General features: G+C 69.9%; 16 protein-coding genes, 2 pseudogenes and 1 riboswitch. Of the genes and pseudogenes, 6 read left to right on the top strand and 12 right to left on the bottom strand.

All coding sequences use genetic code 11. The features are described 5' to 3' along the window. Positions 1–17: 17 nt before the first annotated feature. On the top strand, positions 18–1,187 hold the full coding sequence (gene nicT, locus Saso_RS30520; RefSeq protein WP_189923354.1) for a Nickel transporter NicT: 1,170 nt from the start codon (positions 18–20) through the stop codon (positions 1,185–1,187). 42 nt (positions 1,188–1,229) lie between these two features. Here nicT and Saso_RS30515 read toward each other — a convergent pair whose 3' ends face one another. From Saso_RS30515 to Saso_RS30505, 3 genes are read right to left on the bottom strand one after another with little or no spacing between them, the layout of a single operon-like run. Next, positions 1,230–2,717 carry a precorrin-2 C(20)-methyltransferase gene (locus Saso_RS30515; protein WP_189923356.1) on the bottom strand — a complete coding sequence of 496 codons (1,488 nt, stop codon included), beginning with the start codon at positions 2,715–2,717 and terminating at the stop codon, positions 1,230–1,232. Then, positions 2,714–3,385, bottom strand: a complete 672-nt coding sequence (locus Saso_RS30510; protein WP_189923358.1) for a precorrin-8X methylmutase — start codon at positions 3,383–3,385, stop codon at positions 2,714–2,716. The genes Saso_RS30515 and Saso_RS30510 overlap by 4 nt, the downstream gene beginning before the upstream one ends. Further along, entirely contained in the window at positions 3,382–4,668 is a 1,287-nt protein-coding gene (locus Saso_RS30505) for a cobalamin biosynthesis protein CobG (RefSeq protein ID WP_189923360.1), read from the bottom strand. Before Saso_RS30505 ends, Saso_RS30510 begins: the two co-directional genes overlap by 4 nt. A gap of 90 nt (positions 4,669–4,758) precedes the next feature. Further along, positions 4,759–4,834: riboswitch (cobalamin riboswitch) on the top strand. 86 nt (positions 4,835–4,920) lie between these two features. Between Saso_RS30505 and cobN the strand changes: the two genes are divergently transcribed. Next, on the top strand, positions 4,921–8,550 hold the full coding sequence (gene cobN, locus Saso_RS30500) for a cobaltochelatase subunit CobN (RefSeq protein ID WP_189923362.1): 3,630 nt from the start codon (positions 4,921–4,923) through the stop codon (positions 8,548–8,550). Positions 8,551–8,720: 170 nt separating this feature from the next. On the opposite strand, the gene Saso_RS30495 is transcribed toward cobN, so the two are convergent. Further along, complete coding sequence (locus tag Saso_RS30495) at positions 8,721–9,164, bottom strand: Fur family transcriptional regulator (protein ID WP_189923417.1); 444 nt, start codon at positions 9,162–9,164, stop codon at positions 8,721–8,723. Between the two features lie 180 nt (positions 9,165–9,344). Between Saso_RS30495 and Saso_RS30490 the strand changes: the two genes are divergently transcribed. Beyond that, the gene (locus tag Saso_RS30490; protein WP_189923363.1) at positions 9,345–9,992 is read left to right on the top strand and encodes a superoxide dismutase; all 648 of its coding nucleotides are present in this window, start codon (positions 9,345–9,347) and stop codon (positions 9,990–9,992) included. A gap of 148 nt (positions 9,993–10,140) precedes the next feature. On the opposite strand, the pseudogene Saso_RS38540 reads toward Saso_RS30490, so the two are convergent. From Saso_RS38540 to Saso_RS30465, 6 genes and pseudogenes are all read right to left on the bottom strand, one after another. Continuing rightward, a pseudogene (locus Saso_RS38540) lies at positions 10,141–10,585 on the bottom strand (GNAT family N-acetyltransferase). A 4-nt stretch (positions 10,586–10,589) separates the two neighbouring features. Continuing rightward, positions 10,590–11,258, bottom strand: a complete 669-nt coding sequence (locus Saso_RS30485; protein WP_189923364.1) for an ABC transporter ATP-binding protein — start codon at positions 11,256–11,258, stop codon at positions 10,590–10,592. Continuing rightward, entirely contained in the window at positions 11,251–12,216 is a 966-nt protein-coding gene (locus tag Saso_RS30480) for an ABC transporter ATP-binding protein (RefSeq protein ID WP_189923365.1), read from the bottom strand. The genes Saso_RS30485 and Saso_RS30480 overlap by 8 nt, the downstream gene beginning before the upstream one ends. Continuing rightward, positions 12,213–13,100 (bottom strand): ABC transporter permease, encoded by an 888-nt coding sequence (locus tag Saso_RS30475; protein WP_189923366.1) that lies wholly within the window; start codon positions 13,098–13,100, stop codon positions 12,213–12,215. Before Saso_RS30475 ends, Saso_RS30480 begins: the two co-directional genes overlap by 4 nt. Next, a complete protein-coding gene (locus Saso_RS30470) occupies positions 13,090–14,058 on the bottom strand; it encodes an ABC transporter permease (protein ID WP_189923367.1) in 969 nt (322 codons plus the stop codon). The genes Saso_RS30475 and Saso_RS30470 overlap by 11 nt, the downstream gene beginning before the upstream one ends. Before the next feature lie 23 nt (positions 14,059–14,081). Further along, a complete protein-coding gene (locus tag Saso_RS30465) occupies positions 14,082–15,665 on the bottom strand; it encodes an ABC transporter substrate-binding protein (protein WP_189923368.1) in 1,584 nt (527 codons plus the stop codon). Positions 15,666–15,783: 118 nt separating this feature from the next. Here Saso_RS30465 and Saso_RS30460 point away from each other — a divergent pair. Continuing rightward, positions 15,784–15,957 (top strand): annotated as a pseudogene (locus Saso_RS30460) (ATP-binding protein); the annotation flags it as partial. 314 nt (positions 15,958–16,271) lie between these two features. Beyond that, on the top strand, positions 16,272–17,246 hold the full coding sequence (locus tag Saso_RS30455) for an L-threonylcarbamoyladenylate synthase (RefSeq protein WP_189923369.1): 975 nt from the start codon (positions 16,272–16,274) through the stop codon (positions 17,244–17,246). A 108-nt stretch (positions 17,247–17,354) separates the two neighbouring features. Here Saso_RS30455 and Saso_RS30450 read toward each other — a convergent pair whose 3' ends face one another. Beyond that, a complete protein-coding gene (locus Saso_RS30450; protein ID WP_189923370.1) occupies positions 17,355–17,996 on the bottom strand; it encodes a carbonic anhydrase in 642 nt (213 codons plus the stop codon). Positions 17,997–18,653: 657 nt separating this feature from the next. On the opposite strand from Saso_RS30450, the gene Saso_RS30445 reads away from it, so the two are divergent. Further along, the gene (locus Saso_RS30445) at positions 18,654–19,751 is read left to right on the top strand and encodes an IS110 family RNA-guided transposase (RefSeq protein ID WP_230426628.1); all 1,098 of its coding nucleotides are present in this window, start codon (positions 18,654–18,656) and stop codon (positions 19,749–19,751) included. 401 nt (positions 19,752–20,152) lie between these two features. On the opposite strand, the gene Saso_RS30440 is transcribed toward Saso_RS30445, so the two are convergent. Continuing rightward, entirely contained in the window at positions 20,153–23,137 is a 2,985-nt protein-coding gene (locus Saso_RS30440; RefSeq protein ID WP_189923371.1) for an RNaseH domain-containing protein, read from the bottom strand. Between the last annotated feature and the right edge of the window lie 6 nt (positions 23,138–23,143).

The following is a 23,143-nucleotide window of genomic DNA, read 5'->3' as shown; positions in this document are numbered from 1 at the left end:
AGTAAGGGTCACGCCCCATGACCACCGCTCCTGATTCCGCTTCCGCCAGGCCGACCGCTCCGGCCACCGGCCGCGGCATCTCGTGGCACCGCATCCGCACATCAATGACCCGCAAGGAATGGGCGAGCGTCGGCGGAATGGCCGCGTTCATCCTGGCGCTGCATGTCATCGGCTGGTTCACGCTCGTGGCGATCGTCGCCCCGGAGCACTACAGCCTCGGCACGAAGACCTTCGGCATAGGCATCGGAGTCACCGCGTACACCCTGGGCATGCGGCACGCCTTCGACGCCGACCACATCGCCGCCATCGACAACACGACCCGCAAGCTGATGAACGAGGGCCAGCGCCCGATGTCGGTCGGCTTCTGGTTCTCCCTGGGGCACTCGTCGATCGTCTTCGCGCTCGCTTTCCTGCTGTCTCTCGGCGTCAAAGCGCTGGCAGGGCCGGTCGAGAACGACAACTCCACGCTGCACAGCATCACCGGCTGGATCGGTACGACCGTCTCGGGCACCTTCCTCTACGTCATCGCGATCATCAATCTGGTGATCATGGTGGGCATCTGGAAGGTGTTCCGGCAGATGCGCACCGGCCACTTCGACGAGGCGGCCCTGGAGGAGCAGCTCAACAACCGCGGCTTCATGAACCGCCTCCTTGGCCGCCTGATGAAGTCGATCACCAAGCCCTGGCAGATGTACCCTCTGGGCCTGCTTTTCGGTCTCGGCTTCGACACCGCCACCGAGATCGCGCTCCTCGTCCTCGCCGGCTCGGGCGCCGCCTCCGGCCTGCCCTGGTACGCCATCCTGTGCCTGCCGGTCCTGTTCGCGGCCGGCATGTCCCTGCTTGACACCATCGACGGCTCGTTCATGAACTTCGCCTACGGCTGGGCGTTCTCCAAGCCGGTCCGCAAGGTCTACTACAACCTCACCATCACCGGCCTGTCCGTCGCCGTCGCCCTGATCATCGGCACCGTCGAACTTCTCGGTCTGGTAGCCGAGAAGGCGGACCTGCACGGCGCGTTCTGGGACTGGATCTCCGGACTCGACCTCAACATCATCGGCTACGTCATCGTCGGCCTGTTCTTCGCCACCTGGGCCGTCGCCCTGGTGGTGTGGAAGGTCGGCCGCATCGAGGAGAAGTGGACGGCCGGCCTGGCCCAGCCGGCCACGGCTCAGGAGCACGGCGAGTAGAGCAGGAGGCGGTGGCGCCCGCACGGCGCGGCACCGCTCACCTCACGCCTCCGGATACCGGCGGGGCGTCCAGACGATCTCCTCGCCGTCTCCGCGCCGCACCACCTGGGTCTGCGAGGAACCGACCAGCAGGATCGTGCGCATGTCGACCTCGGCGGGATCCAGCTCACCCAGCCGCACGATCCGCACCCGCTCACCCGGGCCGCCGACGTCCCGGGCTACCACCACCGGAGTGCCGGGCGCCCGGTACTCCAGCAGCAGTTCCTGTGCCTTGCCCACCTGCCAGGTACGGCTGCGCGAACCAGGGTTGTACAGGGCCAGGACCAGGTCCGCCGAGGCCGCTGCCCGCAGTCGCTCCGCGATGACCTCCCACGGCTTGAGCCGGTCGGAGAGGGAGAGGGCGGCGTAGTCGTGTCCGAGCGGGGCGCCGGCCCGTGCCGCGGCAGCGTTGGCGGCGGTCACGCCCGGCAGCACGCGCACCGGCACATCCAGGTGCTCGGGCTGCGACGCCACCTCCAGCACGGCGGTGGCCATCGCGAACACACCCGGGTCGCCGCCGGAGACCACGGCCACCCGCCGCCCCTTGCGGGCCAGTTGCAGCGCGAACTCGGCGCGCTCGGCCTCCACGCGGTTGTCCGAGCCGTGCCGGGCCTGGCCCGCCCGCTCGGGCACCCGGTCCAGGTAGGTGGTGTAGCCGACCAGATCGTCGGCGGCGGCCAGCGCGCCCCGCGTCTCGGGTGTCAGCCACAGCGGACCGGCCGGCCCCGTCCCGACCACCACCACCTCGCCCCGCTCACGTACAGGCCGCTCGGCGTCCACCTGACTGGGCAGCACGGCCACCGAGAAGTAAGGCACCGACTCCGCGTCCACCGCCGCGAGTTCGGCGACGCGCTCCTTGCTCATGGTGGCCCGTTCCACATAACGGGCCTCGGTCAGGCGTCCCGAAGTCTCCAGCGCGCGGCGCACCTTGGGGAAGGTGCGGCCGAGCTTCATCACCACCGCGGCGTCCGTCGTGGCCAGGCGAGCGGTCAGCTCCTCCTCGGGCAGGGTGCCCGGCAGGATCGTCAGCACCTCCTCGCCCTCGGCAAGCGGTGCGCCCAGGCGGGCCGCAGCGGCCGACACGGAGGTGACGCCGGGGATGACCTCGGTGTCGTAGCGTTCGACGAGCCGCTTGTGCATGTGCATGTAGGAGCCGTAGAAGAGCGGATCGCCCTCGGCGAGTACGGCCACGGTGCGCCCGGCGTCGAGGTGGGCCGCGAGTCTGGCCGATGCCTCGGCGTAGAACTCCTCCATGGCGCCCTTGTAGCCGCCGGGATGGTCGGTGGTCTCCGTCGTGACCGGGTAGACCAGTGCTTCCTCGATGTGGTCTTCGCGGATGTGCCGCGCCGCGATCGACCGGGCGATGGACCGCCCGTGCCGGGCGCTGTGGTACGCGACCACGTCCGCCCCTGCGATGACCTCGACGGCCCGTACGGTCATCAGGGAGGGATCACCGGGGCCCAGGCCGACCCCGTACAGCTTGCCGCTCACTCTTCCTCGCTCGCGATCGCGTTGAGTGCGGCGGCCGCGATGGCGCTGCCACCGCGTCGGCCGCGGACCACCAGGTACTCCAGCCCGGAAGGATGCGCGGCCAAGGCGTCCTTGGACTCGGCAGCGCCGACGAAGCCGACCGGGACGCCGATGACGGCGGCGGGCCGGGGCGCGCCCTCCTCGATCATCTCCAGGAGGCGGAAGAGGGCGGTAGGGGCGTTGCCGACGGCAACGACCGCGCCCTCCAGCCGGTCCCGCCACAGCTCCAGCGCCGCGGCGCTGCGCGTGGTGCCCAGCCGTTCGGCCAGCTCCGGGACGGCCGGGTCGGACAGGGTGCACAGGACGTCGTTCCCGGCGGGCAGCCGTTTGCGGGTCACGCCGCTGGCCACCATCTGCACGTCGCAGAGGATAGGGGCGCCGGCGCGCAGGGCCTCGCGGGCCCGGGCCACCACCTCGGGCGTGTAGGCCAGATCCTCGACCAGGTCGACCATCCCGCAGGCGTGGATCATGCGTACCGCGACCTGGCTGACATCGGCGGGCAGACGCGTGAGGTCCGCCTCGGCGCGGATGGTGGCGAAGGACTGGCGGTAGATCGCCGCTCCGTCCTTCTCGTAGACGTGGGTGGTCACGGTGCTCTTCTCACTGCTCTCGGTCGTCGTGCGGGTCATGAGATGATCGCCGCCAGGGCGGCGCCCATCCGGGAAGGGTCTGCTGCGGAGGCGGTTCTCGTCTCACCGCCTGCCGGGGCGACCGACAGGCGGTAACCGCCCTCCGGGGTCGCGAGCACGTCGACGTGCTCACCACTCGGGTGTCCGCAGCGCCGTGCACACCCGGACCAGTACAGGGGGAGGGCGGGGCGGCCTGTCGCTTCGAGTGTGCGCGCCACGTCCGCCCGGACGTCGGCGTGTGCCTTGGCGCATCCGGGGCGGCCGATGCAGGCGCCGACGCGGAGCCAGGGGGACGCGGGGTCGGTGACCAGTCCGGCCGCACGGAGACGCTCGAGCGACTCGGAGACTCGTGCAGCGGTGGCGGCCACGGTGGGGACAACGACGCCACGCCAGGGGGTCAGCCGCAGCTCAGTGTCCGCGACCATCGTCAACGCCTCCCACTGGAGGGCCGAGAGCCGCCCCAAGGGAACGTGCGCGGACAAGGCTTCGCCCACGACTCCCGGGGCCGGCCCGTCGGCCGAACCGACCGGCTCGGGACCTTCATCGTGCGCGATGCCCGCGGCCGTCAGCCGATCACGTATCAGGCGGTCCAGCTCGCCTTCCGGCAGGGGGAGTTCTGAGACCCTCCAGGTGTGTGCCGTGTGCGATCGCGCGGCCTGAAGGAACGTCTCGGCTGCCACCAGTGCTGCGAGCGGCGCGTCATCGACCGCCACGCGGACCGACCCGGGGGTGAGCCACGCCGCGCCGTCCCGTATCGCGCGCACCGTGACGTCGGCGCCGAGGCCGGCCACATCACCGCGCCCGTCGTCCAGAGCGAACAGGAACCGACCCGACAGACCCCGGGCGGCATCGCTCCCGCACAACGCGGCGTCCAGGGCCGTCAGCCATGGCCGCACGTCCCGCACGCCTTCGCCGTCCAGGCCGGACAGGGGCGAGGCGACGATGTTGCGCACCCGCTCGTGCTCCCGTGAGGGAAGCAGACCGGCCGCGTCCAACGCCTCCGCCAACTCCCCGCCACACCCGGCTGCCAGACCGCGCAGCTGCACGTTGCCGCGCGACGTCAGGTGCAGGTCGCCATCGCCCAGCCGCCGGGCGACGCGCCCGAGTGCTGCCGCCTGCCCGAGCGTCAGGACTCCACCGGGAAGCCGGACACGGGCAAGGGCCCCGTCGTCCGCCGCGTGCAGGCGCAGCGCTCCGGGGCAGGCGTCACCGCGCTCCCGTGTGGCCTGGGGCGTTGGAGGAAGGGCTGCCGTGGGCATGGCGGTGAGCATACCTACGATCATGGGCGATGTATGCCCCGCGCTGTTCCAGTGACCCTTACTATGCTCCCCAGTGGATCACCCGGTCCACGAACCGCCATCACGGCGACAGGAGAGGAAGCCGGTGCGAATCCGGCGCGGTCCCGCCACTGTGATCTCGGCCTCACCAGGCCGGGTGAGCCAGGAACTCCCTTCCCTCGCCCTCGGCTTGGTCCGAGGGGGAGACCCATTCCGACACCGCCCGGGGCGCGGACCCCGAGGAAGGCCAGGCGACGCATGCCCACTCCGTCCGGGGAGCGAGTCCCACCCGCCCACGAGATCCTGCTCCTGTCGACGTCCGACACGGACCTGCTCAGCGCCCGCGCGGCCGACGGCCCGGTCGGCTACCGCTTCGCCAACCCCGCCCGCCTTCCCCTGAACGACCTCCCGGCCCTCCTCGACGGCGCGGACCTGGTCGTCGTACGCCTCCTCGGCGGTATCCGCGCCTGGCAGGACGGCATCGACCTGCTGCTCGCCGACGGCCGCCCGGTGATCGTCCTGACCGGCGAACAGGCCCCCGACGCCCAGCTGATGGCCGCCTCCACCGTCCCCGTCGGCATCGCCGCCGAGGCCCACGCCTACCTCGCCCACGGCGGCCCCGCCAACCTCGAACAGCTCGCTCGGTTCCTGTCGGACACCGTCCTTCTCACCGGCCACGGCTTCGACGCGCCGGCACCTGCTCCGACCTGGGGTCCGCTGGAGCGCCCGGATGGTCCGGCCGACGGTCCGACCATCGCCGTGCTGTACTACCGCGCCCACCACATGAGCGGCAACACGGCCTTCATCCATGCACTCTGCGACGCCATCGAGGACGAGGGCGGCCGGCCGCTCCCGCTGTACGTCGCCTCCCTGCGCGCCCCGGAGCCGGAGCTGATCGCCGAACTCCGGGCCGCCGACGCCCTCGTCACCACGGTCCTGGCGGCCGGAGGCACCAGGCCCGCCGAGGCATCGGCCGGCGGCGACGACGAGTCCTGGGACGCGGGCGCGCTCACCGCCCTCGACGTCCCCATCCTCCAGGCCCTGTGCCTGACCGGGTCACGCACGGCCTGGGAGGAGAACGACGAGGGCGTCTCCCCGCTGGACGCCGCCAGCCAGATCGCGGTCCCCGAGTTCGACGGCCGCCTGATCACCGTGCCGTTCTCCTTCAAGGAGATCGACGCCGACGGACTCCCGGCCTACGTCGCCGACCCCGAGCGTGCGGCCCGGGTCGCCGGAATCGCCGTACGCCACGCCCGCCTCCGCCACATCCCGCCCGCCCGGAAGCGCCTGGCCCTCGTCCTGTCGGCGTACCCCACCAAGCACTCCCGGATCGGCAACGCGGTCGGCCTGGACACTCCCGCCAGTGCCGTATCCCTGCTCAGGCGCCTGCGGGAGGAGGGTTATGACTTCAGCTCCGACGCGGACATCCCCGGCCTGGCCTCCGGTGACGGTGACGAACTGATCCGCGCGCTGATCGAGGCGGGGGGTCACGACCAGGACTGGCTCACCGAGGAGCAGCTGGCTCGCAACCCGATCCGGATCCCGGCCGCCGACTACCGGCGCTGGTTCGCCACGCTCCCCGAAGAGCTGCGGACGGCGGTGGAGGAGCACTGGGGCCCGGCGCCCGGCGAGATGTTCGTCGACCACAGCCGCAACAAGGAGGGCGACATCGTCCTCGCGGCACTGCGCTTCGGCAACCTGCTCATCCTCATCCAGCCCCCGCGCGGCTTCGGCGAGAACCCCATCGCCATCTACCACGACCCGGACCTCCCGCCCTCACACCACTACCTGGCCGCCTACCGCTGGATCGCCGCCCCGCAGACGGAGGGCGGCTTCGGCGCCGACGCGATGATCCACCTCGGCAAGCACGGAAACCTGGAGTGGCTGCCCGGCAAGAACGGCGGCCTGTCCGCCGCCTGCGCCCCGGACGCAGCCCTCGGCGACCTGCCCCTGATCTATCCCTTCCTGGTCAACGATCCCGGCGAGGGCACCCAGGCCAAGCGCCGCGTGCACGCCACCCTCGTCGACCACCTCGTCCCGCCCATGGCCCGGGCCGACTCCTACGGCGACATCGCGCGCCTGGAGCAACTCCTCGACGAGTACGCGCAGATCTCCTCGATGGACCCGGCCAAGCTGCCCGCCATCCGCGCCCAGATCTGGACCCTCATCCAGGCGGCGAAGCTGGACCACGACCTCGGCCTGGAGGACCGGCCCGACGACGACGGCTTCGACGACTTCCTCCTCCACGTCGACGGCTGGCTGTGCGAGGTCAAGGATGCCCAGATCCGCGACGGCCTCCACGTCCTCGGCAACCCGCCCACCGGCGCCGACCGCGTCAACCTGGTCCTCGCCATCCTCCGCGCCCGCCAGATCTGGGGCGGCGCCAAGGCCCTTCCCGGCCTGCGCGAAGCCCTCGGCCTGGACGAGTCCGCCGCGACCCGCACGACAGCGGACGCCGCCGAGGGACAGGCCCGTGCCCTGGTCCAGGCGATGGAGGACGCGGGCTGGGACCCGGCCGCCGTACCCAACGAGCACGGCGAACAGGTTCGCGCGGTCCTGGACTTCGCAGCGCGCGAAGTCGTCCCGCGCCTGGCGGCGACCACCGCCGAACTCGACCACACGGTCCACGCGCTGGCCGGCGGCTTCGTCCCGGCGGGTCCGTCCGGCTCACCGTTGCGCGGCCTGGTGAACGTCCTGCCGACGGGGCGCAACTTCTACTCCGTCGACCCCAAGGCCGTCCCCTCCCGCCTCGCCTGGGAGACCGGCCAGGCCCTCGCCGAGTCCCTCCTGGAGCGCTACCGCGCGGACAACGGCGACTGGCCCACCTCCGTCGGCCTGTCCCTGTGGGGCACCAGCGCCATGCGTACCGCCGGCGACGACGTGGCCGAAGCCCTCGCCCTGCTTGGCATCCGCCCCGTCTGGGACGACGCCTCGCGCCGTGTGACCGGCCTCGAGCCCATCCCGTACGAGGAGCTGGGCCGTCCCCGTATCGACGTCACCCTGCGCATCTCGGGCTTCTTCCGCGACGCCTTTCCGCACACCATCGGCCTCCTGGACGACGCCGTGCGCCTGGCCGCCGCCCTGGACGAACCGGCCGAGATCAACCACGTCCGCACCCACGTACAGGCCGACCTGGCGGCCCATGGCGACGAACGCCGCGCCACCACCCGCATCTTCGGATCCCGCCCCGGAACGTACGGCGCCGGCCTGCTCCAGCTCATCGACTCGCGCGACTGGCGCACCGACGCCGACCTCGCCGAGGTCTACACCGTCTGGGGCGGCTACGCCTACGGCCGTGAACTCGACGGCCGCCCCGCCCGCGAGGAGATGGAGACGGCGTACCAGCGGATCGCGGTCGCGGCCAAGAACACCGACACCCGCGAGCACGACATCGCCGACTCCGACGACTACTTCCAGTACCACGGCGGCATGGTGGCCACCGTCCGGGCCCTGCGCGGCACGGCCCCCGAGGCGTACATCGGGGACTCCACCCGCCCCGAGACGGTCCGCACCCGCACGCTGGTGGAGGAGACTTCCCGCGTCTTCCGCGCCCGCGTCGTCAACCCGAAGTGGATCGACGCCATGCGCCGCCACGGCTACAAGGGCGCCTTCGAACTCGCCGCGACGGTCGACTACTTGTTCGGCTACGACGCCACGACCGGAGTGGTCGCCGACTGGATGTACGACAAGCTCACCGAGACCTACGTCCTGGACCCGGTCAACCGGGAGTTCCTTCAGCAGGCGAACCCCTGGGCCCTGCACGGCATCGCGGAGCGGCTGCTGGAGGCGGAGTCGCGAGGGATGTGGGCGAAGCCCGACCCGGCGGTCCTGGACGAACTGCGGCAGGTGTACCTGGAGACGGAGGGCAACCTGGAGGGCGACGCATGAGCCCTCCGCTTATTGCGAGTGAATCGCAATAAGGTCTAGATTCGACGGAGGTCGGCCGGCTGGGGTGCTGAAGCGGTACCGCGCCGTCGGCCGGGTGTGGGGCGTCGTCGTCATGCCTTTGACAGCGTCCGTTCCGACGGCGGCGCCCCGCACCCGTGACAGGAGCCCACTTACCCGCTGCACCGGGAACATCGGCCGTAGAGCAGCAGCGAGCCCCCTTCACCGGTGTGTAGTCCGGTCAGTTCGGTGATCTGTTCCACGGCTTCCCTCATGTCGGCGATCGCCACGTCCTGTACGCGACCACATTCCTCACACACGGCGTGATGGTGCGGTTCGGAGCTGACGCCGTAGCGCTTGGGCCCCGGGCCGTGCACGGCGTGCGCCAGACCCGCCTCCGTGAAGGTCTCCAGAGTCCGGTAGACGGTCGCCTGATCGAACGGCAGACCCATCTCCTGTAGTTCAGCGCAGACTTCGGCGGTGGACAGGTGCTGCCCCGACGCGGACAGCAGCCTCAAGGTGCACAGCCTGCTTGCCGTGCAGCGCAGGCCGTGGCGTCGCAGCAGTACCGAGTGCTCCGGTGCCGCCGCGCCGTGCTGTGCCGACGGCGGGGTCATGGTCACGTACCTGCCTTCCTTGCCGCCGTCGAGAAGTCCGGATCGCGGACAGCCGTCACCCGGCCGGCGGCGCGACATGGGGGAGGGGAGTCCTAGGTCCAACGCATGATCGCAAGGTACCGTTCTTACTGCTAGCGTGCACCTGCATACGACTCGCAATAACGTCGGAGGACGTTGGACATGGCGCTTTACACGCTCCCGGAACTTCCGTACGACTACTCGGCGCTCGCCCCGGTCATCAGCCCGGAGATCATCGAGCTGCACCACGACAAGCACCACGCGGCGTACGTGAAGGGCGCGAACGACACGCTGGAGCAGCTGGCGGAGGCGCGGGACAAGGAGTCGTGGGGCTCGATCAACGGCCTGGAGAAGAACCTGGCCTTCCACCTCTCCGGCCACATCCTGCACAGCATCTACTGGCAGAACATGACCGGCCCGAAGGACGGCGGCGGCGAGCCGCTGGCCCAGGACGGCGTCGGCGACCTGGCGGACGCGATCACTGAGTCCTTCGGTTCCTTCGCCGGCTTCAAGGCCCAGCTGACCAAGGCCGCCGCCACCACGCAGGGCTCCGGCTGGGGCGTCCTGGCGTACGAGCCGCTGAGCGGCCGGCTGATCGTCGAGCAGGTCTACGACCACCAGGGCAACGTCGGCCAGGGCTCCACCCCGATCCTGGTCTTCGACGCCTGGGAGCACGCCTTCTACCTCCAGTACAAGAACCAGAAGGTCGACTTCATCGACGCGATGTGGGCTGTCGTCAACTGGCAGGACGTGGCCAAGCGCTACGCCGCCGCCAAGGAGCGCGGCGACAGCCTGCTGCTCAAGCCGTGATGCCGTAGCCGCGCCGCACAGACGTCCTGCTCGTGATCGTCTTCTCACCCTTCACGGAGCAGGCGGTACAAGGGAAGGCTCCCGCAGGCCCGATGCCTGCGGGAGCCTTCCTGTTGCAGAGGCCGGCGCGGGGGGCTGTGGTGCGGGCTCAGGCGGTGGTGAACCGCAGCTCGGGCCGTTCCCAACGGACCTTCGGTGGTGAGGGGGCAACGGTTCCCACTCGCTCGGCGCCCAGGCGTCGGTAGAACTCCTCGGCGGGGGACGGGAGACCACCCGCACCTCGGTCAGGCCGGCGGCCCGGGCCTGGCGGATAGTGTGCTCGATGAGGAGCCGGCCGACGCCCCTGCCCTGAACGTCGTCGGCCATGAACGCCCAGCTCCGGGGGCTGTTCCAGCAGGGCGTAGAAGCCCTGAGGGCGTTCGGCCGTATCGACGGCCACGAAAGCCCGGTGTCTGGCGATGTAGTCGGGGGGGGGGCCCGGTAGCCGGAGATGATCGAGGCGTATGGTCCCCGGCAGGCGCCGGAGTCTGGATCAGGCTGGTGAGGCGGTCTGCGTCCTGCGCGACGCCGCGCTTGATGGTCGTGGACTGCATCCGTTTACTCATGGACTGCGACGGTCAGTTTCTTCCAGTGGACGGTGCGGTCGCACCAGCGGTCCAGGAGCACCTGGTCATGGCCGACGGCCAGGAGTCCGGCGCCGGTGGCGGTGCGGTACTCCTCGACGGCTGCCACCAGCGCGGCGGCGGTGGAGGCATCCAGCATCGCGGTCACCTCGTCGCAGATCAGCCAGCGCGGACGCAGGACGAGAGCGCGGGCGAGGCAGGCGCGTTGGAGCTGGCCGTCGCTGACCTCGTGGGGACGGCGGTCCATAAGGTCGGGTGTGAGGCCGACGGCCGGGGCCAACTCGGCCAGGCGCTCTGGTATTTCGTCGCGGCGGCCAGTGGCGCGCAGGGGCTCGGCGATCAGGTCGGTGAGCCGCAGCCGGGGGTCGCAGGAGAGACGGGGCTGCTGGAAGACCACGCCGATGGCGGTGCGCTGGGTGCGTGGGGCGCTGTAGCGCCAGCCGCGTACGGGATCACCGTCGAGGGTTACGGTGCCGGCCTCAGGGCGGTGGAGCAGAGCCGCGACCCGGGCCAGGGTGGACTTGCCGCAGCCGCTGGGCCCCAGCAGGCCGACGCTCTCGCCGGGGGCGAGGGCCAGGGTGGCGTTGCGGACGACGGGGGCTCCTCTGCCGTATCCGGCGGTGATGTCGTGCAGTTCAAGCACGGAGGTCCTCCGGTACGTGCGGGTGGTGGCAGGCGATGCCGTCGGCCTGCTGGGGCAGTGCGGTGCAGGCGTGGGTGGCCCGCGCGCAACGCGGAGCGAAGGCGCAGCCGTCGGGAAGATTGCCGAGTTCGGGCGGCATGCCGGGGATCGGGGTGAAGGCGCGGTGGGGGAGAGCCTGGAGGAGACCCCGGCTGTAGGGATGGCGGGGACCGGGGGCGTCGAAGAAGGCTTTTGCTTCGGCGACTTCGACGATACGGCCCGCGTACATCACGGCCACGCGATCGGCGATGCGCTCGGCGGCAGCCAGGTCGTGGGTGATCACGAGCAGGCCCCGATGGCCGGTGTCGGTGTGGCGGCGCAGTTCGTCCACGGTGTGGTCGACCAGGTCGCGGTCGAGGCCGGTGGTGGGTTCGTCGGCCACGAGCAGGGGCGCGTCGCCGACGAGGGCGAGGGCGGTGGCGGCGCGCTGGGCCAGGCCGCCGGAGAGTTCGTGCGGATGGCGGTCGAGGTGGCCGGCAGGAAAGGCGGCACGTTCTGCGGCTGCCTCGGCCGCGGATCGTACGGCTGCCCGCTTTCGCACGCCGGTCAACGCGACCACGGTTTCGCTCAGTTGGGAGCGGACGGTGCGCACGGGCGTGAGGTGCGCGGCGGGGCTCTGCGGGATGAGGCCGATCAGGCGGCCCCGTACCGTTCGCGCCAGCGTGCGTTCGTCGGCGGCGAGCAGGTCCAGGTCGCCGAGGCGGGCGTGTCCCGCGGCCTGGGCGTTGGCGGGCAGCAGACCGAGCAGGGCGGAGGCGAGGACCGACTTGCCGCAGCCGCTCTCGCCGATCAGGGCGAGACACTCGCCGGCCGCCACGTCGAAGTGCGCGTCGGTGACGGCGGCGATCCGCCGTCCGCCCGGCATGAGGAAGCGCACGGACAGCCCGCGTACCGAGAGGACCGGGGTTCGGGCGGTCACAGCATCAGCTCCGATCGGCGGCGGGGGGTGATCCGTTCCCGCCAGGCTCCGGCGAGCCCGGCGATGGCGAGGGTGGGGATGATGATGAACAGGCCGGGGAAGAGGGTGGGCCACCACTGCCCGACGAGCAGCGAGCCCCGCGCGCCCTGGATGAGGTTGCCCAGGCTGGCCATGTGGGTGGGCAGGCCGAGGCCGAGGAAGGACAGCGCGGACTCGTGCCACATGGCGTGCGGCACCATCAGGACGGCGGCCAGCGCGGCCTGGGGCAGCACGGCGGGCAGCAGATGCCGTACCGCCACCCGCCACCGGGAGGCGCCACCGGAGACGGCTGCGTCGATGTAGGGGCGGGCGCGCAGGGACAGCACCTCGGCGCGGACGATCCGGGCGGTGGACAGCCAGTGCGTGAGTGCCACCGACACGACCACCGGCCACACCCCGGGCCGGAACATGGCCACGATGAAGATGCCCAGCAGCAGATGCGGTACGGAGGAGAACGTGTCGACGACCCGCATGAGACCACGGTCGGCCCAGCCGCCCAGCGCTCCGGCAATCGCCCCGACGGCCGTGCCGATCACCGTCGCCGTGAGCGCTGCCGCCACCCCGACCAGGAGGGACACGCGCATAGCGTAGACACAGCGCAGGAGCAGATCCCGGCCGAGATCGTCGGTGCCGAAGGGGTGCGACCAACTCGGCGGCAGTAGTTTCGAGGACAGGTCGACGGCCTGCTGGTCGAGGTGGACCAGGGGCGGGACGAGGAGTACGGCCAGCACGATCGCGGCCACGAGGGCGACGGAGACGCGTACGCGTACCGCCCGAGTGGAGCGGCGGCTGGCGCCGTAGGACCGCCAGGCGGGATCCGCCGTGGTCGTGGGTTCACATGTCACTGAACTTCACCCTCGGGTCGAACAGGCCGTAGAGCAGGTCGGCGAGGAGGTTGCCGACGAGCACCGCGGCGGTGGCGAGCGTGGTGAGCGCGGCGAGCAGCGGGAAGTCGACGGCGGTGGCCGCCTCCACGGTGGCCGCCGCGATGCCCGGCCAGCTGAAGACGCTCTCCACCAGCAGGGCACCGGTGATGAGTTCGGGCACCCGGGAGCCGACCAGGGTGAGGACCGGCAGCAGGCCGGAACGCAGGGCATGGCCGAGCAGGACCGTTCGCTCGCTCAACCCCCGTGCGCGGGCGCCGCGTACGGGATCCTCCCCGAGAGCGTCGCCGACGCCCTGACGGACGTACAGGGTGAACCAGGGCAGCTGGGAGACGGCGAGCACCCCGGCCGGCAGCACGAGGTGACCGGCTACCTGATGGGCTGTGACCTGCTCGCTCGCGGTGTCGGTCAGACCGCCGGCCGGGAGCACTCCGAGTTGGAGGGCGAACAGCCAGACGGCCAGGAGGGCCAGCCAGAAGACCGGCGCCGCCTCCAGCGAGTAAGCCACCGAGGTGATCATCCGGTCGAGCGCGGATCCGGGGCGGCGGGCGGCGAGCACACCCAGCACCGTGCCCGCCGCCAACGCCACCACGAACGCGACCGCGCACAACAGCGAGGACCACACGAGGCGTTCGCCGATGACGTCGGCCACCGGCTGTCTCAGCACGCTGGACTGGCCGAGGTCGCCCGTGAGGGCCGCGGTCAGCCAGTGCCACCAGCGGGAGGTGAACGGCTGGTCCACGCCCAGGTTCTCGCGCAGCCGCTCCAGCGTTTCGGCGTCGGCGCCGAGGGCGGCCGTGCCGGCGTATGCCTTGACCGGGTCGAAGGGGGAGGCGGCGGCGATCGCGAAGACGCCGAAGGTCACGAAGAGCAGGATCGGGACGGCCAACAGCAGCCGCCGCCCCGCCAGTCGTGCCATCGCTCCCCAGGGAAGGGAGAACCTCACTTCTTCGGCTGCCAGGCTTCGAGGTTCCACCACGGGCCGGAGGCGAAGCCGTGTTCGTGCGGCTCGACCTGCGTGGTCAGGCCCTTCCAGCGGTCGGCGAGGACGTACACGTGGTCGATGTGGGTGAGGAAGGTGTAGCCGGGGTTCTTCACCAGTTCGCGCTGCAGGCTGTCGTAGGCGGCCTTGCGGGCCGTCGTGTCGGAGCTGTGGCGGCCAGTGTCGAGAGCCTTGTCCACGACCGGGTCGTCATAGCGGGCCATGTTGTTGAATCCGTCGCCGGCAAGGGAGGAGTGCAGCAGCGTGTAGAGGCCGTAGTCCGGGTCGCCGCTGCTGCCGAAGCCGGCCAGGACCGCGTCCGTCTTCATCCGCGGCTCGATCACCTCCCAGGTGGCGCTCTCCACCTTCACCTCGATACCGGCCTTCTTGACGTCGGAGGCGTAGGCGAGGGCGTGGTCCTGGCGGACCTTGTCACCGGAGGGGTAGAGGAGGGTGAACGAGGCCCGCTGCCCGTCCTTGGCACGGATGCCGCCCTCCCCGCTCTTCCAGCCCGCCTCATCCAGGACGCGCCTGGCCTTGGTGAGGTCCTGCTTGCGCTCGATGCCCTTGGCGAACCAGGGGTCGTCGACCGGCAGCGGCCCGTACGCCGGACGCCCGGCGCCGTCGAGGATCTTGTCGACCATGGCCTGCCGGTCCACGGCCGCGTCCAGGGCCTGGCGGATGGCGCGGTCGCCGGTGACCTTGTTCTCCTGAGGGAGGGTGACTGTGCGGAAGTCGTACGTCTTCGCGTCGTACGTCTTCTTCGCCTTGTCGTTTTTGAAGGTGGCGGCGAGGTTGGGCGGCAGGATCGCGCCGTCGAGGTCGCCGGACCGCAGCCGGGTGGCCCGCACGTCGTCGTCCTCGATGATCGCCATGGTCACCCTCTTCACCTTCGGTGCACCGCCCCAGTAGTTGGGGTTGGCCTTGAAGGTGAGCTTCTCGCCCTTGCTCCAGGAGGCGAGCAGATAGGGGCCGGTGCCGACCGGCTTGGTGTTGAAGGAGCCGGTGTTGGGGTCCTGCTTGCCCGCGACGTGTTCGGGGACGATGGGCAGCACCGTACGCCCGGCGAAGGAGGCGTACGGGTACTTGAGGGTGAAGACCACCTTGTCGTCACCCGCTGCCCGCACGTCCTTGATGGCGTCCAGTTCGCTGCGGTTGGTGTTGTTGGTCTTCGCGTCGAGGATCGAGTCGTACGTGAAGACGACGTCGGCGGAAGACAGCGGCTTGCCGTCGGAGAACTTCACGCCGTCGCGCAGGGTGTAGGTGTAGGTGAGGCCGTCGGCGGTGACCTCGGGCAGGGCCTCCGCCAGCGCCGGTCTCAACTTCAAGCCGGCGTCCCGGGCCAGCAGACCGTCGAAGATCTTCGAGTTGCCGTCCTTGCCGTAACCGAGCAGCGGACTGAGCGTGTCCGGCTCGGAGGCCACGCCGATCACGACGGAGTCGGCCGCCTCGCCGCCTCCCGTGCCGTTGCCGGGGGCCGAGCAGGCGGCGACACCCGTGAGTATCGCCGCCGCGGCGGCTGTCCGTATCCGTCGGACCGTCATGGACCTCACACCCTTATTGCTGGTCTGTAGCTGTTGCATGTTAATCGCAATAAGAGTTACCCGGGTCGGTGGGCGGACAGTCCGCCGCGGTGTCAGGCGTGGACACCTCCTGGCGCACCTCCCGGTGGTGCATGCGCCGGATCCGGGCCGGGTGAGTCAGCACGGGCTGGAGCTGGTCATGGCCGTCTGCTCGCACTTCGAGGTGCACCGCGAGCCGGTCGGCAAGCGGGTGATGGCGGCGGTGATGCTGGCCGACGATGCCCTCGGAGACACGGCCGGCCGCCCGGGCTGACGACGCTGACCAGGAGGAGAGGGTGACGCGGCTGGTTGACGCTCCGGTGACCGGTCGGTCCGGGCAACGTTGGGCTGGGCGGAGCGCGTGCACCGGCGCTCCGAGGTCCCCGGCTTGCTTCCTGCTGTCGCGCCTGGGCCATGGCAGACGTCCCTTGGCCGTCACCGGCCCGGTAACCGGCCAAGGGACGTCGCAGATCAGGCGGCTTCGTCTGTGCCCCTGCAGCTGGTGAATGGCTGCCAGGACGGCCGGTCCGGATCGGCGATCGGTGATAGGCACGTCGCGGAGGGCGCGGTGGGAGGATTGCTCGAGTGATGGCAAGAACCCCCGATATCGAGAAGGCAGTCGAGGTACTGCGCACCGGCGGCCTGGTGGCCCTCCCGACCGAGACCGTCTACGGTCTGGGCGCCAACGCCGAAGATCCCGTCGCCGTTGCCCGCATCTTCCGGGGCAAAGGTCGCCCGCCGTCCCATCCGCTGATCGTCCACATCGGCGGCGCGGAGCACCTGGACGACTGGGTCCAGGAGGTGCCCGCCACCGCGCGCCTGCTGGCCGAGCACTTCTGGCCGGGACCGCTGACGCTGGTCCTGCGGCGCGGCCGACGGGTGCCGCTCGAAGCGACCGGCGGATTGGAGACGGTGGCCGTGCGCGTCCCCGACCACCCCGTGGCGCTGGCGCTGCTGTCGGCCTTCGGTGGCGGTGTCACCGCTCCGTCCGCCAACCGCTTCGGCTCGGTCAGCCCCACCACCGCGGACCACGTCCGGGCGGAGCTCGGTGATGCCGTCGACTTCGTGCTGGACGGTGGCCACTGCGAGGTGGGTGTCGAGTCGACCATCGTCGACGCCACGGGCGACATCCCGAGCATCCTGCGGCCCGGCGGGGTGACCCGCGAGGACCTTGAAGCGGTGCTGAAGTGCCCGATCACGGTCCCTTCGACGAGCCAGGTCCGCGTGCCGGGCCAGCATCCGTCGCACTACGCGCCCCGGGCGCGGGTCGTCCTCGTCGAACCGGAGAAGGTCGTCGCCGAAGCGGAGCTCGCCCAGGAGCTGGGCCACCAGGTCGGCGTCTTCCTTCCGCCCTCCCTCACGGACGCCCCCGTGAAGGTGCACGCCGTGGTGGCCCTTCCCGCCTCGACGGCTGCCTACGCGCGCGGGCTGTACGGGTTCCTGCGCGAACTCGACCAGCGAGGGTGCGACCTCATCATCGTGTCCTTGCCGACGGAGGAGGGGCTGGGGCTGGCGATCGCCAACCGGCTGCGCCGCGCCGCCGGGCCCCGGCCCACGGTGTGACCAGCACCCACGCCGCTCGGTGTTCCCGTCGGCGCGACCAACCCTGATGGCGCCCGTGGAGTCCCTTCCGGCCGCGGCACATTCTCGGGGCAGCCGCGGCCGGGGTGGTCAGGACGTGGTGGCGACGTGCGTGTCGAAACCGCAGGCCGCAACGAGCTGCGCGCTGCCGTCGGCCAGCCGGTAGCACAGGCCCACCACGGCGGCCTGGCCAGCGGCCACCTTCTCGGCGAGGACGCGAGAGCGGTCCAGCAGCAGGTCGACAGTGTGCCTTACGTGCTCGGCGAGGACCTCCTGTGGCTCCACCCGTCCGGCGGCTCGCGCCGCCAGCACGCTGGGGGTCACCCGCTCGACCACATCCCGGATGTAGCCGGCCGGGGCCATGCCGTCCTCCAGCGCGGCGCACGCCGCGCCGACCGCCTTGCACGAGTCGTGGCCGAGCACCACGACCAGCGGGCAGCCCAGCACGTCAACGCCGTACTCGATGCTGCCCAGCACTTCCGCCCCCACCACGTGGCCGGCGGTGCGCACCACGAACAGGTCGCCCAGGCCGCGGTCGAAGATGATCTCGGCGGCCAGCCGGGAGTCGGAACACCCGAACAGCACGGCGAAGGGCTGCTGGCCCGGGGCGATCTCGGCGCGGCGGGTGGCGTCCTGGTTCGGGTGCTCAGGGGCGTTGGTGACGAAGCGCTGGTTACCGGCCAGCAGCAGTTCGAACGCTTCCGAGGGCGTCGCAGTGGGGATATCGCTCATGGCCCGCAGCCTACGAGACGGCACCAGCCGTCGCACCGCCTGATCGCCTCGGTCGTCGCCGGGGCGGCCGATCCCGACGCCTTGGGCATCATCCCCAGCCGCGACGCCAGAGCGGCCTCGGCCCGTGTCCTCAGCGCGCCACCCAGTCGCCACGCCTCCTGCGGCCAGCTGCCGCAACGCCGAATTCGACTGCTGGCTGGCTTCACCGGACGAGTTCGCTGCGACCATGGACCGTTCAGGACTGCCCTGCGTTCGTGCCGTGGCCGACGAAGGACAGCCGGTAAGGCAGCGGCAATGACTGGCCGTCAATGCCGGTCACTAGTGGGCGACTAGCCAAACCATCGTCAGCCTGCCCAGGCCAGGTTGAGCGCTGGTTCGGAAGAAGCCATCCGACAGTGATCGAGTCATGCCGTTGTGCCGAGATCAATGGGACGGTTACGCAGTGCCGTTCCGCATGGGGGTCTGACTCATGAGATCTATGACCGAAGTGTCCAGCCACGGACCTGTCGACTGCCGTTGCGGGATGCTGCCTGCCACCGAGCCACAGGCGTGTCCCAATAGGGGCCTTGCCGAGTTTCAGGCGCCATCACGGTTCAGACCGCCCGAGCAGGCTGGTGCCATTCACCCAGCACGTCACCACGCGGGAGGCGAACCACCATGACGACCAGAAAACGCAGCATCCCCTCCAGTACGGATCCTCCCGTGCGGAGCGAGGTCGTGCTGGGCGTGGACACGCACGGTGAGGTGCACGTCGCCGCCGTGAGCTCCACGCTCGGGAAGATGCTGGGCACCGAGACCTTTCCGGCCACGGCGGCCGGCTACCGGCGGCTCCTCGTATGGGCACGCAGGCGGGGGACGGTGCGCCGGGCGGGCGTGGAGGGCACCGGCACCTTCGGCGCGGGCCTGTCTCGCTACCTGCTGGCGCAGCAGGTCGAAGTGTACGAGGTGAACCGCCCCGACTGCTCGGTTCGCCGGCTGCTGGGGAAGTCGGACCCGCTCGATGCCCAGGCCGCAGCGCGAGCCGTGCTCAGCGGTCGCGCCCGGGCCCGGGCCAAGTCCGGCGACGGTCCGGTGCACAGCGCCCGGATGTTGAAACTCGCCAAGGACTCCGCGGTCAAGGCCCGTACCCAGGCGATCAACCAGCTCAAGGCCGTCCTGGTCATCGCCGATCCCGCACTGCGGGAACGGTTGTCGAGCTTGGGCAATGCCGTGCTGTTCCGCACCTGCGCGACCCTCAGCCCACCCGATGGTGGGGGAGACGAGGACGCGGTGGCCCAGGCCACCCACATGACCTTGCGCATGCTCGCCGAGCGCATCGAACAGCTCACCGGACAGATCAATGAGCTGAACCAACGCCTGACCCGGCTCGTCGAACGCCACGCCCCACAGCTGCTCGTACCGGTGGGCATCGGTCCGGACAGCGCCGTCACTCTCCTGATCACCATGGGGGACAATCCCGAGCGGCTGAACACCGAAGCGTCCTTTGCTGCCCTTTGCGGAGTCAGCCCCATCGAGTACTCCTCCGGGCGTCGGAGCACGCGACGGCTCAACTACGGCGGCGACCGGCAGGCCAACGCCGCCCTGCACCGCATCGTCTTCACCCGGCTGCGTCACGATCCGCGCACCCAGGCGTACTACGAACGCCGCACCCAGGAGGGCAGGACCCGACGTGAGATCATCCGATGCCTCAAGCGATATGCCGCCCGCGAGGTCTTCAACCTGGTCAGACCGGTTTCCCGCACCCCCACGCTATAGGGGCGTCGGTGATACGGCGAAGCCCCGTCGGAAACATCACGACGGGGCTTCCGCATGGAGGGGGCTATGACAGAGTGCGGCGTCCGGCAGCACGGGCACTGACGCTTGGACTCCCGGCTCTGGAGCACCGGGAGCAAGGATGCCGGGCGTGGTAGGGCCTGGCCGACCACACGGCACACACGTTCGCTCAGCCCGCCGAACGGCTTTGCCTTCGCGAATGTGGCGAGTCCCTCGACTGGCCAGTGTGCCTTCAGAGCGCGACCAGGAGGCGGTGTCCAAACCATCGACGGAAGATCGCGGTGCCCCGTCATAGGGGCAATGCGGCCAGCGTTGCTGCCGTTCGGCGTGGCGGCCTCATCTTCGAGGCCGCCACGCCGAACGGCTCGGAGCCGTCCCGGTATCTACAGGTCGGTGCCGCTGGCTTCCTTCAGGATTTCCATGCTCTCAGGGTCCTTCGGCTCGGAGCGTCGGTACTGGGGGTGGCCAAGGTCCATCTGAAGCGCGGCGTGGAGCGGGGCCGGGTATCGCGTCCGGTCTGACCAGGAGAGCGCCTGGTGACAAAGCCGCGCCGCGGCAACCGCGAGAATCTCTCGGTCGTAGCCGTCCCGCGTGTGCATCGGGGTGATCTCCCTGGTGGTCATGCTGTACCAGGGTGCGTTCAGTTCGTTCTCCTTGCGCTCGTCGGCATTCTTCGATGCTTTCCCCGGGGCGGCGCGCCAGCGGGTCTTCCACTGCCCATGGCGCTTCTTGCCGTAGTTGCGGGGTTCGGTGAACAGGAACCAGGGGTGGCCTTCGGGCCGGGCTTCCGGGTAGTAGAGGTCGCTGGAGGTCTTGAGCGGGACGGTCTTGCCGTTCTTCTGCTTCTCGGTGACGGCGACCAGACGGGGCATTTCCGCCTGCGCGCAGTTCATGCGGATGATGCTGACCGGATTCCAGGACGGGGGCAGTCCGCTTGCGGGGAGCCAGAGGCGCGGGTCCCCGGGATCTTTTCCGAGGCCCTGCTTGTTGTTGTGGAGGCCGGGCCATACACGGCGGCTGGCGTGACCGTCGATCATCAAGGCGTAGGGCAGGCCGTCGAGCTCGTCGTGGAGCTCTTGGAGTGCGGTGCGGACGTCTTCACCGGCCTGTGCCCAGCGCTGGATTTCGCCGTCGCCGTTTTCAGTGTGAAGAGGGTAGTTGGCGGCGTGGAAGTTGCTCTGTGCGAGGGCGTAGTGCTCCCACTGCGGGTGGATGTTGCTCCAGCCGATCATGCGCCACGGGCCGCTGGGTTCAGGAGAGGGGATGATCGCGCTGGCGGTGATGATCCTTTTGGGCTGGCCCTTGTACTTGCGGTCCGTGGCCTGCTTGCGGATGTGGATGCCGCAGAAGGCCATGCGGGGCAGCGGGTAGGGGTCGTCGCCGGGGTAGAGGGCACGCTCGAAGCGGTCGTCCACGACCCCGCACGAACGGTAGAGGTCCAGCAGACCCATGTAGACGCGGTGATCCTCGAAGGCTTTCGCCGGCCTCTTGATGATGGTGAAGGTCTTGGTGAACGGGTCGTACTCGCGGCCGACGAGGAATTGGGACGGCACTGCGGCCTTGGCGAGTTCCCGGACGACTTGGTGCTTGGCGTCGTTCTCCGCCAGGGCGGTCTTCACTTCGGCGGGCTTCATGCCCTCGTGTTCCTCGCCGCGCACTGGGATCTCTGTTTCACACCAGGCGGCGAGGAGGACGCCGGGTTCTGCGAAGGTGCCGGCGATCCTTTGGGCGTCAGTGGCGCGCTGAGTGCCGGGGCCGTGCTCCAGCAGGGCTTCGGCGTTGCAGAAGACAGCTTCGATGCCGTCCGCGAGCGGGAAGGACTTCTTTCCGCCAGGGTCCGGATCGATGCCCTCCGGGTCCAGCCCGTAGGGGTGGGCGAGACCGTGGATCATCCGCGTGAGGGTCGCGTCGCGGTACCACAGGCACAGGATGCGGAGTTTCTTGTATCCGGCCGCTTCGATGGAACGGCGAATACCCTCCGGGGAGGGCTTGCCGATGAGATCGACGTATTCGCCATCCTGCTTCTTCTGTTTCTTCTCTTTCTCCTGGGCGGCGGTGGCGGGCTCGTGGGAACGCTTACCGAAGACATTCCCCTTCGACTTCAGGTCGAGCAGGGAGACGGCGTCACCGAAGACTCGCTGGATGTGTTCCCGCAGCAGGGAGAGATGGTAGATGCCGGCGCCGGTACCGACAGCGAAGGAGTCCGTCTTCGGCATGGTCGGCCTGATCGCTCCAGGAGGAGGAGTCAGGATGTCGATCCTCTTGCCATTTTCGTCCCTGGCGTTCAGGCGGCTGCGCTCACCGGCGACGCGTTCCTCGATGGCGTTGAGCGATGACCGGTCGGCGTCCATCTTCGCCAGGATTTCCAGCGCGTGCTTGTTCGTCTGCCGCAGACCGCGCCCATCCAGGGACACAGACATGATCGGCCGGTCTGTTCCCTGGTCCACGAGAACGGTGCTGGCGTGGATCACCGTGTTGTTGATGCGCCGGATGTGAGCGTCAAGATTCAGGACGGGGTTCGGCTCGGCCGTGTAGGTGGCCATCTTCACCGACAGGCGGGACAGCGCGTACTGGACTTGACTGCGGGTGGGGTTCTCGGGACGGGCCTTGAGCGCTTCGGCGAGGTCGACCGGGTGGGCGAGGGCGGCGAAGACCGGGCCGATGGGCTGTTCCCAGGCGATCAGGTCACCGTTGCTGATGGGCCGGTACTGCACTGCCGCGACGTTGTCGGAGGGCTGCCAGCCGACGGTCCTGTGTTTCACCTGGCCGTTCGTCGCCTCGTACGCCTCACGGACCGGCTCGACTTCCCGGTCGAGGAAGGGCTTTGCCGCCAGCTTCTTGGCGATGTGCCACTTCACCGCCTCATAGGCCCAGCTGTCGGGACTGGCGGGCTTGCCGTCTTCCTCCTGGAGGATGTTCTTAGCCAGGCTTCGGCGCTCAGGAGCGACGTCCGCGACCAGTCGGGGCAAGGCGGGTGGATCCATGAAGGGGATCTCATCCAGAGGAATCCGGCGGACGATGCCTTCCAGGTAAGTGAAGACCCTCCTGAGGGCGTCGGGCTCCACGGGGTTGAGCGTCACCATGAAGGCCAGGTACTTGTCCAGGTAGACGTAGCCATCGGTGATCTGCTGGAGCACGGTGACAGCGATGGAATAGGGGACCAGGAAGGGGTCGGATTCCTGGACATCCTTGATCCATTTCGCGTTCTTTGAGGCCGTGCTCCCCAAATCCCGCCAGGCCGTGCGGATGGGCGAGTGGTAGTCGCCGAAGTCCCAGACCAGGGCGGTCATGCCGTCCAGAAGCTCGGGGGTGCACCGGATCGATGTGGTGTGCGCGGTGAGATCCCGCTGCGTGTTGCTTCGCCCCATGAGCGG

The organism is Streptomyces asoensis, from assembly GCF_016860545.1.
GTDB classification, from domain to species: domain Bacteria; phylum Actinomycetota; class Actinomycetes; order Streptomycetales; family Streptomycetaceae; genus Streptomyces; species Streptomyces asoensis.
The sequence above is the reverse complement of the archived record's forward strand: the minus strand, read 5'-3'. Positions and strand labels throughout refer to the sequence as shown.

What these genes read in the sequence shown, in the direction of transcription:
- nicT (WP_189923354.1), top strand. Translation starts at nt 18, where the DNA reads ATGACCACCGCTCCTGATTCCGCTTCCGCCAGGCCGACCGCTCCGGCC.
- Saso_RS30510 (WP_189923358.1), bottom strand. Translation starts at nt 3,385, where the DNA reads ATGACCCGCACGACGACCGAGAGCAGTGAGAAGAGCACCGTGACCACC.
- Saso_RS30505 (WP_189923360.1), bottom strand. Translation starts at nt 4,668, where the DNA reads ATGATCGTAGGTATGCTCACCGCCATGCCCACGGCAGCCCTTCCTCCA.
- cobN (WP_189923362.1), top strand. Translation starts at nt 4,921, where the DNA reads ATGCCCACTCCGTCCGGGGAGCGAGTCCCACCCGCCCACGAGATCCTG.
- Saso_RS30495 (WP_189923417.1), bottom strand. Translation starts at nt 9,164, where the DNA reads ATGACCCCGCCGTCGGCACAGCACGGCGCGGCGGCACCGGAGCACTCG.
- Saso_RS30490 (WP_189923363.1), top strand. Translation starts at nt 9,345, where the DNA reads ATGGCGCTTTACACGCTCCCGGAACTTCCGTACGACTACTCGGCGCTC.
- Saso_RS30470 (WP_189923367.1), bottom strand. Translation starts at nt 14,058, where the DNA reads ATGGCACGACTGGCGGGGCGGCGGCTGCTGTTGGCCGTCCCGATCCTG.
- Saso_RS30465 (WP_189923368.1), bottom strand. Translation starts at nt 15,665, where the DNA reads ATGACGGTCCGACGGATACGGACAGCCGCCGCGGCGGCGATACTCACG.
- Saso_RS30455 (WP_189923369.1), top strand. Translation starts at nt 16,272, where the DNA reads ATGGCAAGAACCCCCGATATCGAGAAGGCAGTCGAGGTACTGCGCACC.
- Saso_RS30450 (WP_189923370.1), bottom strand. Translation starts at nt 17,996, where the DNA reads ATGAGCGATATCCCCACTGCGACGCCCTCGGAAGCGTTCGAACTGCTG.
- Saso_RS30445 (WP_230426628.1), top strand. Translation starts at nt 18,654, where the DNA reads ATGACGACCAGAAAACGCAGCATCCCCTCCAGTACGGATCCTCCCGTG.
- Saso_RS30440 (WP_189923371.1), bottom strand. Translation starts at nt 23,137, where the DNA reads ATGGGGCGAAGCAACACGCAGCGGGATCTCACCGCGCACACCACATCG.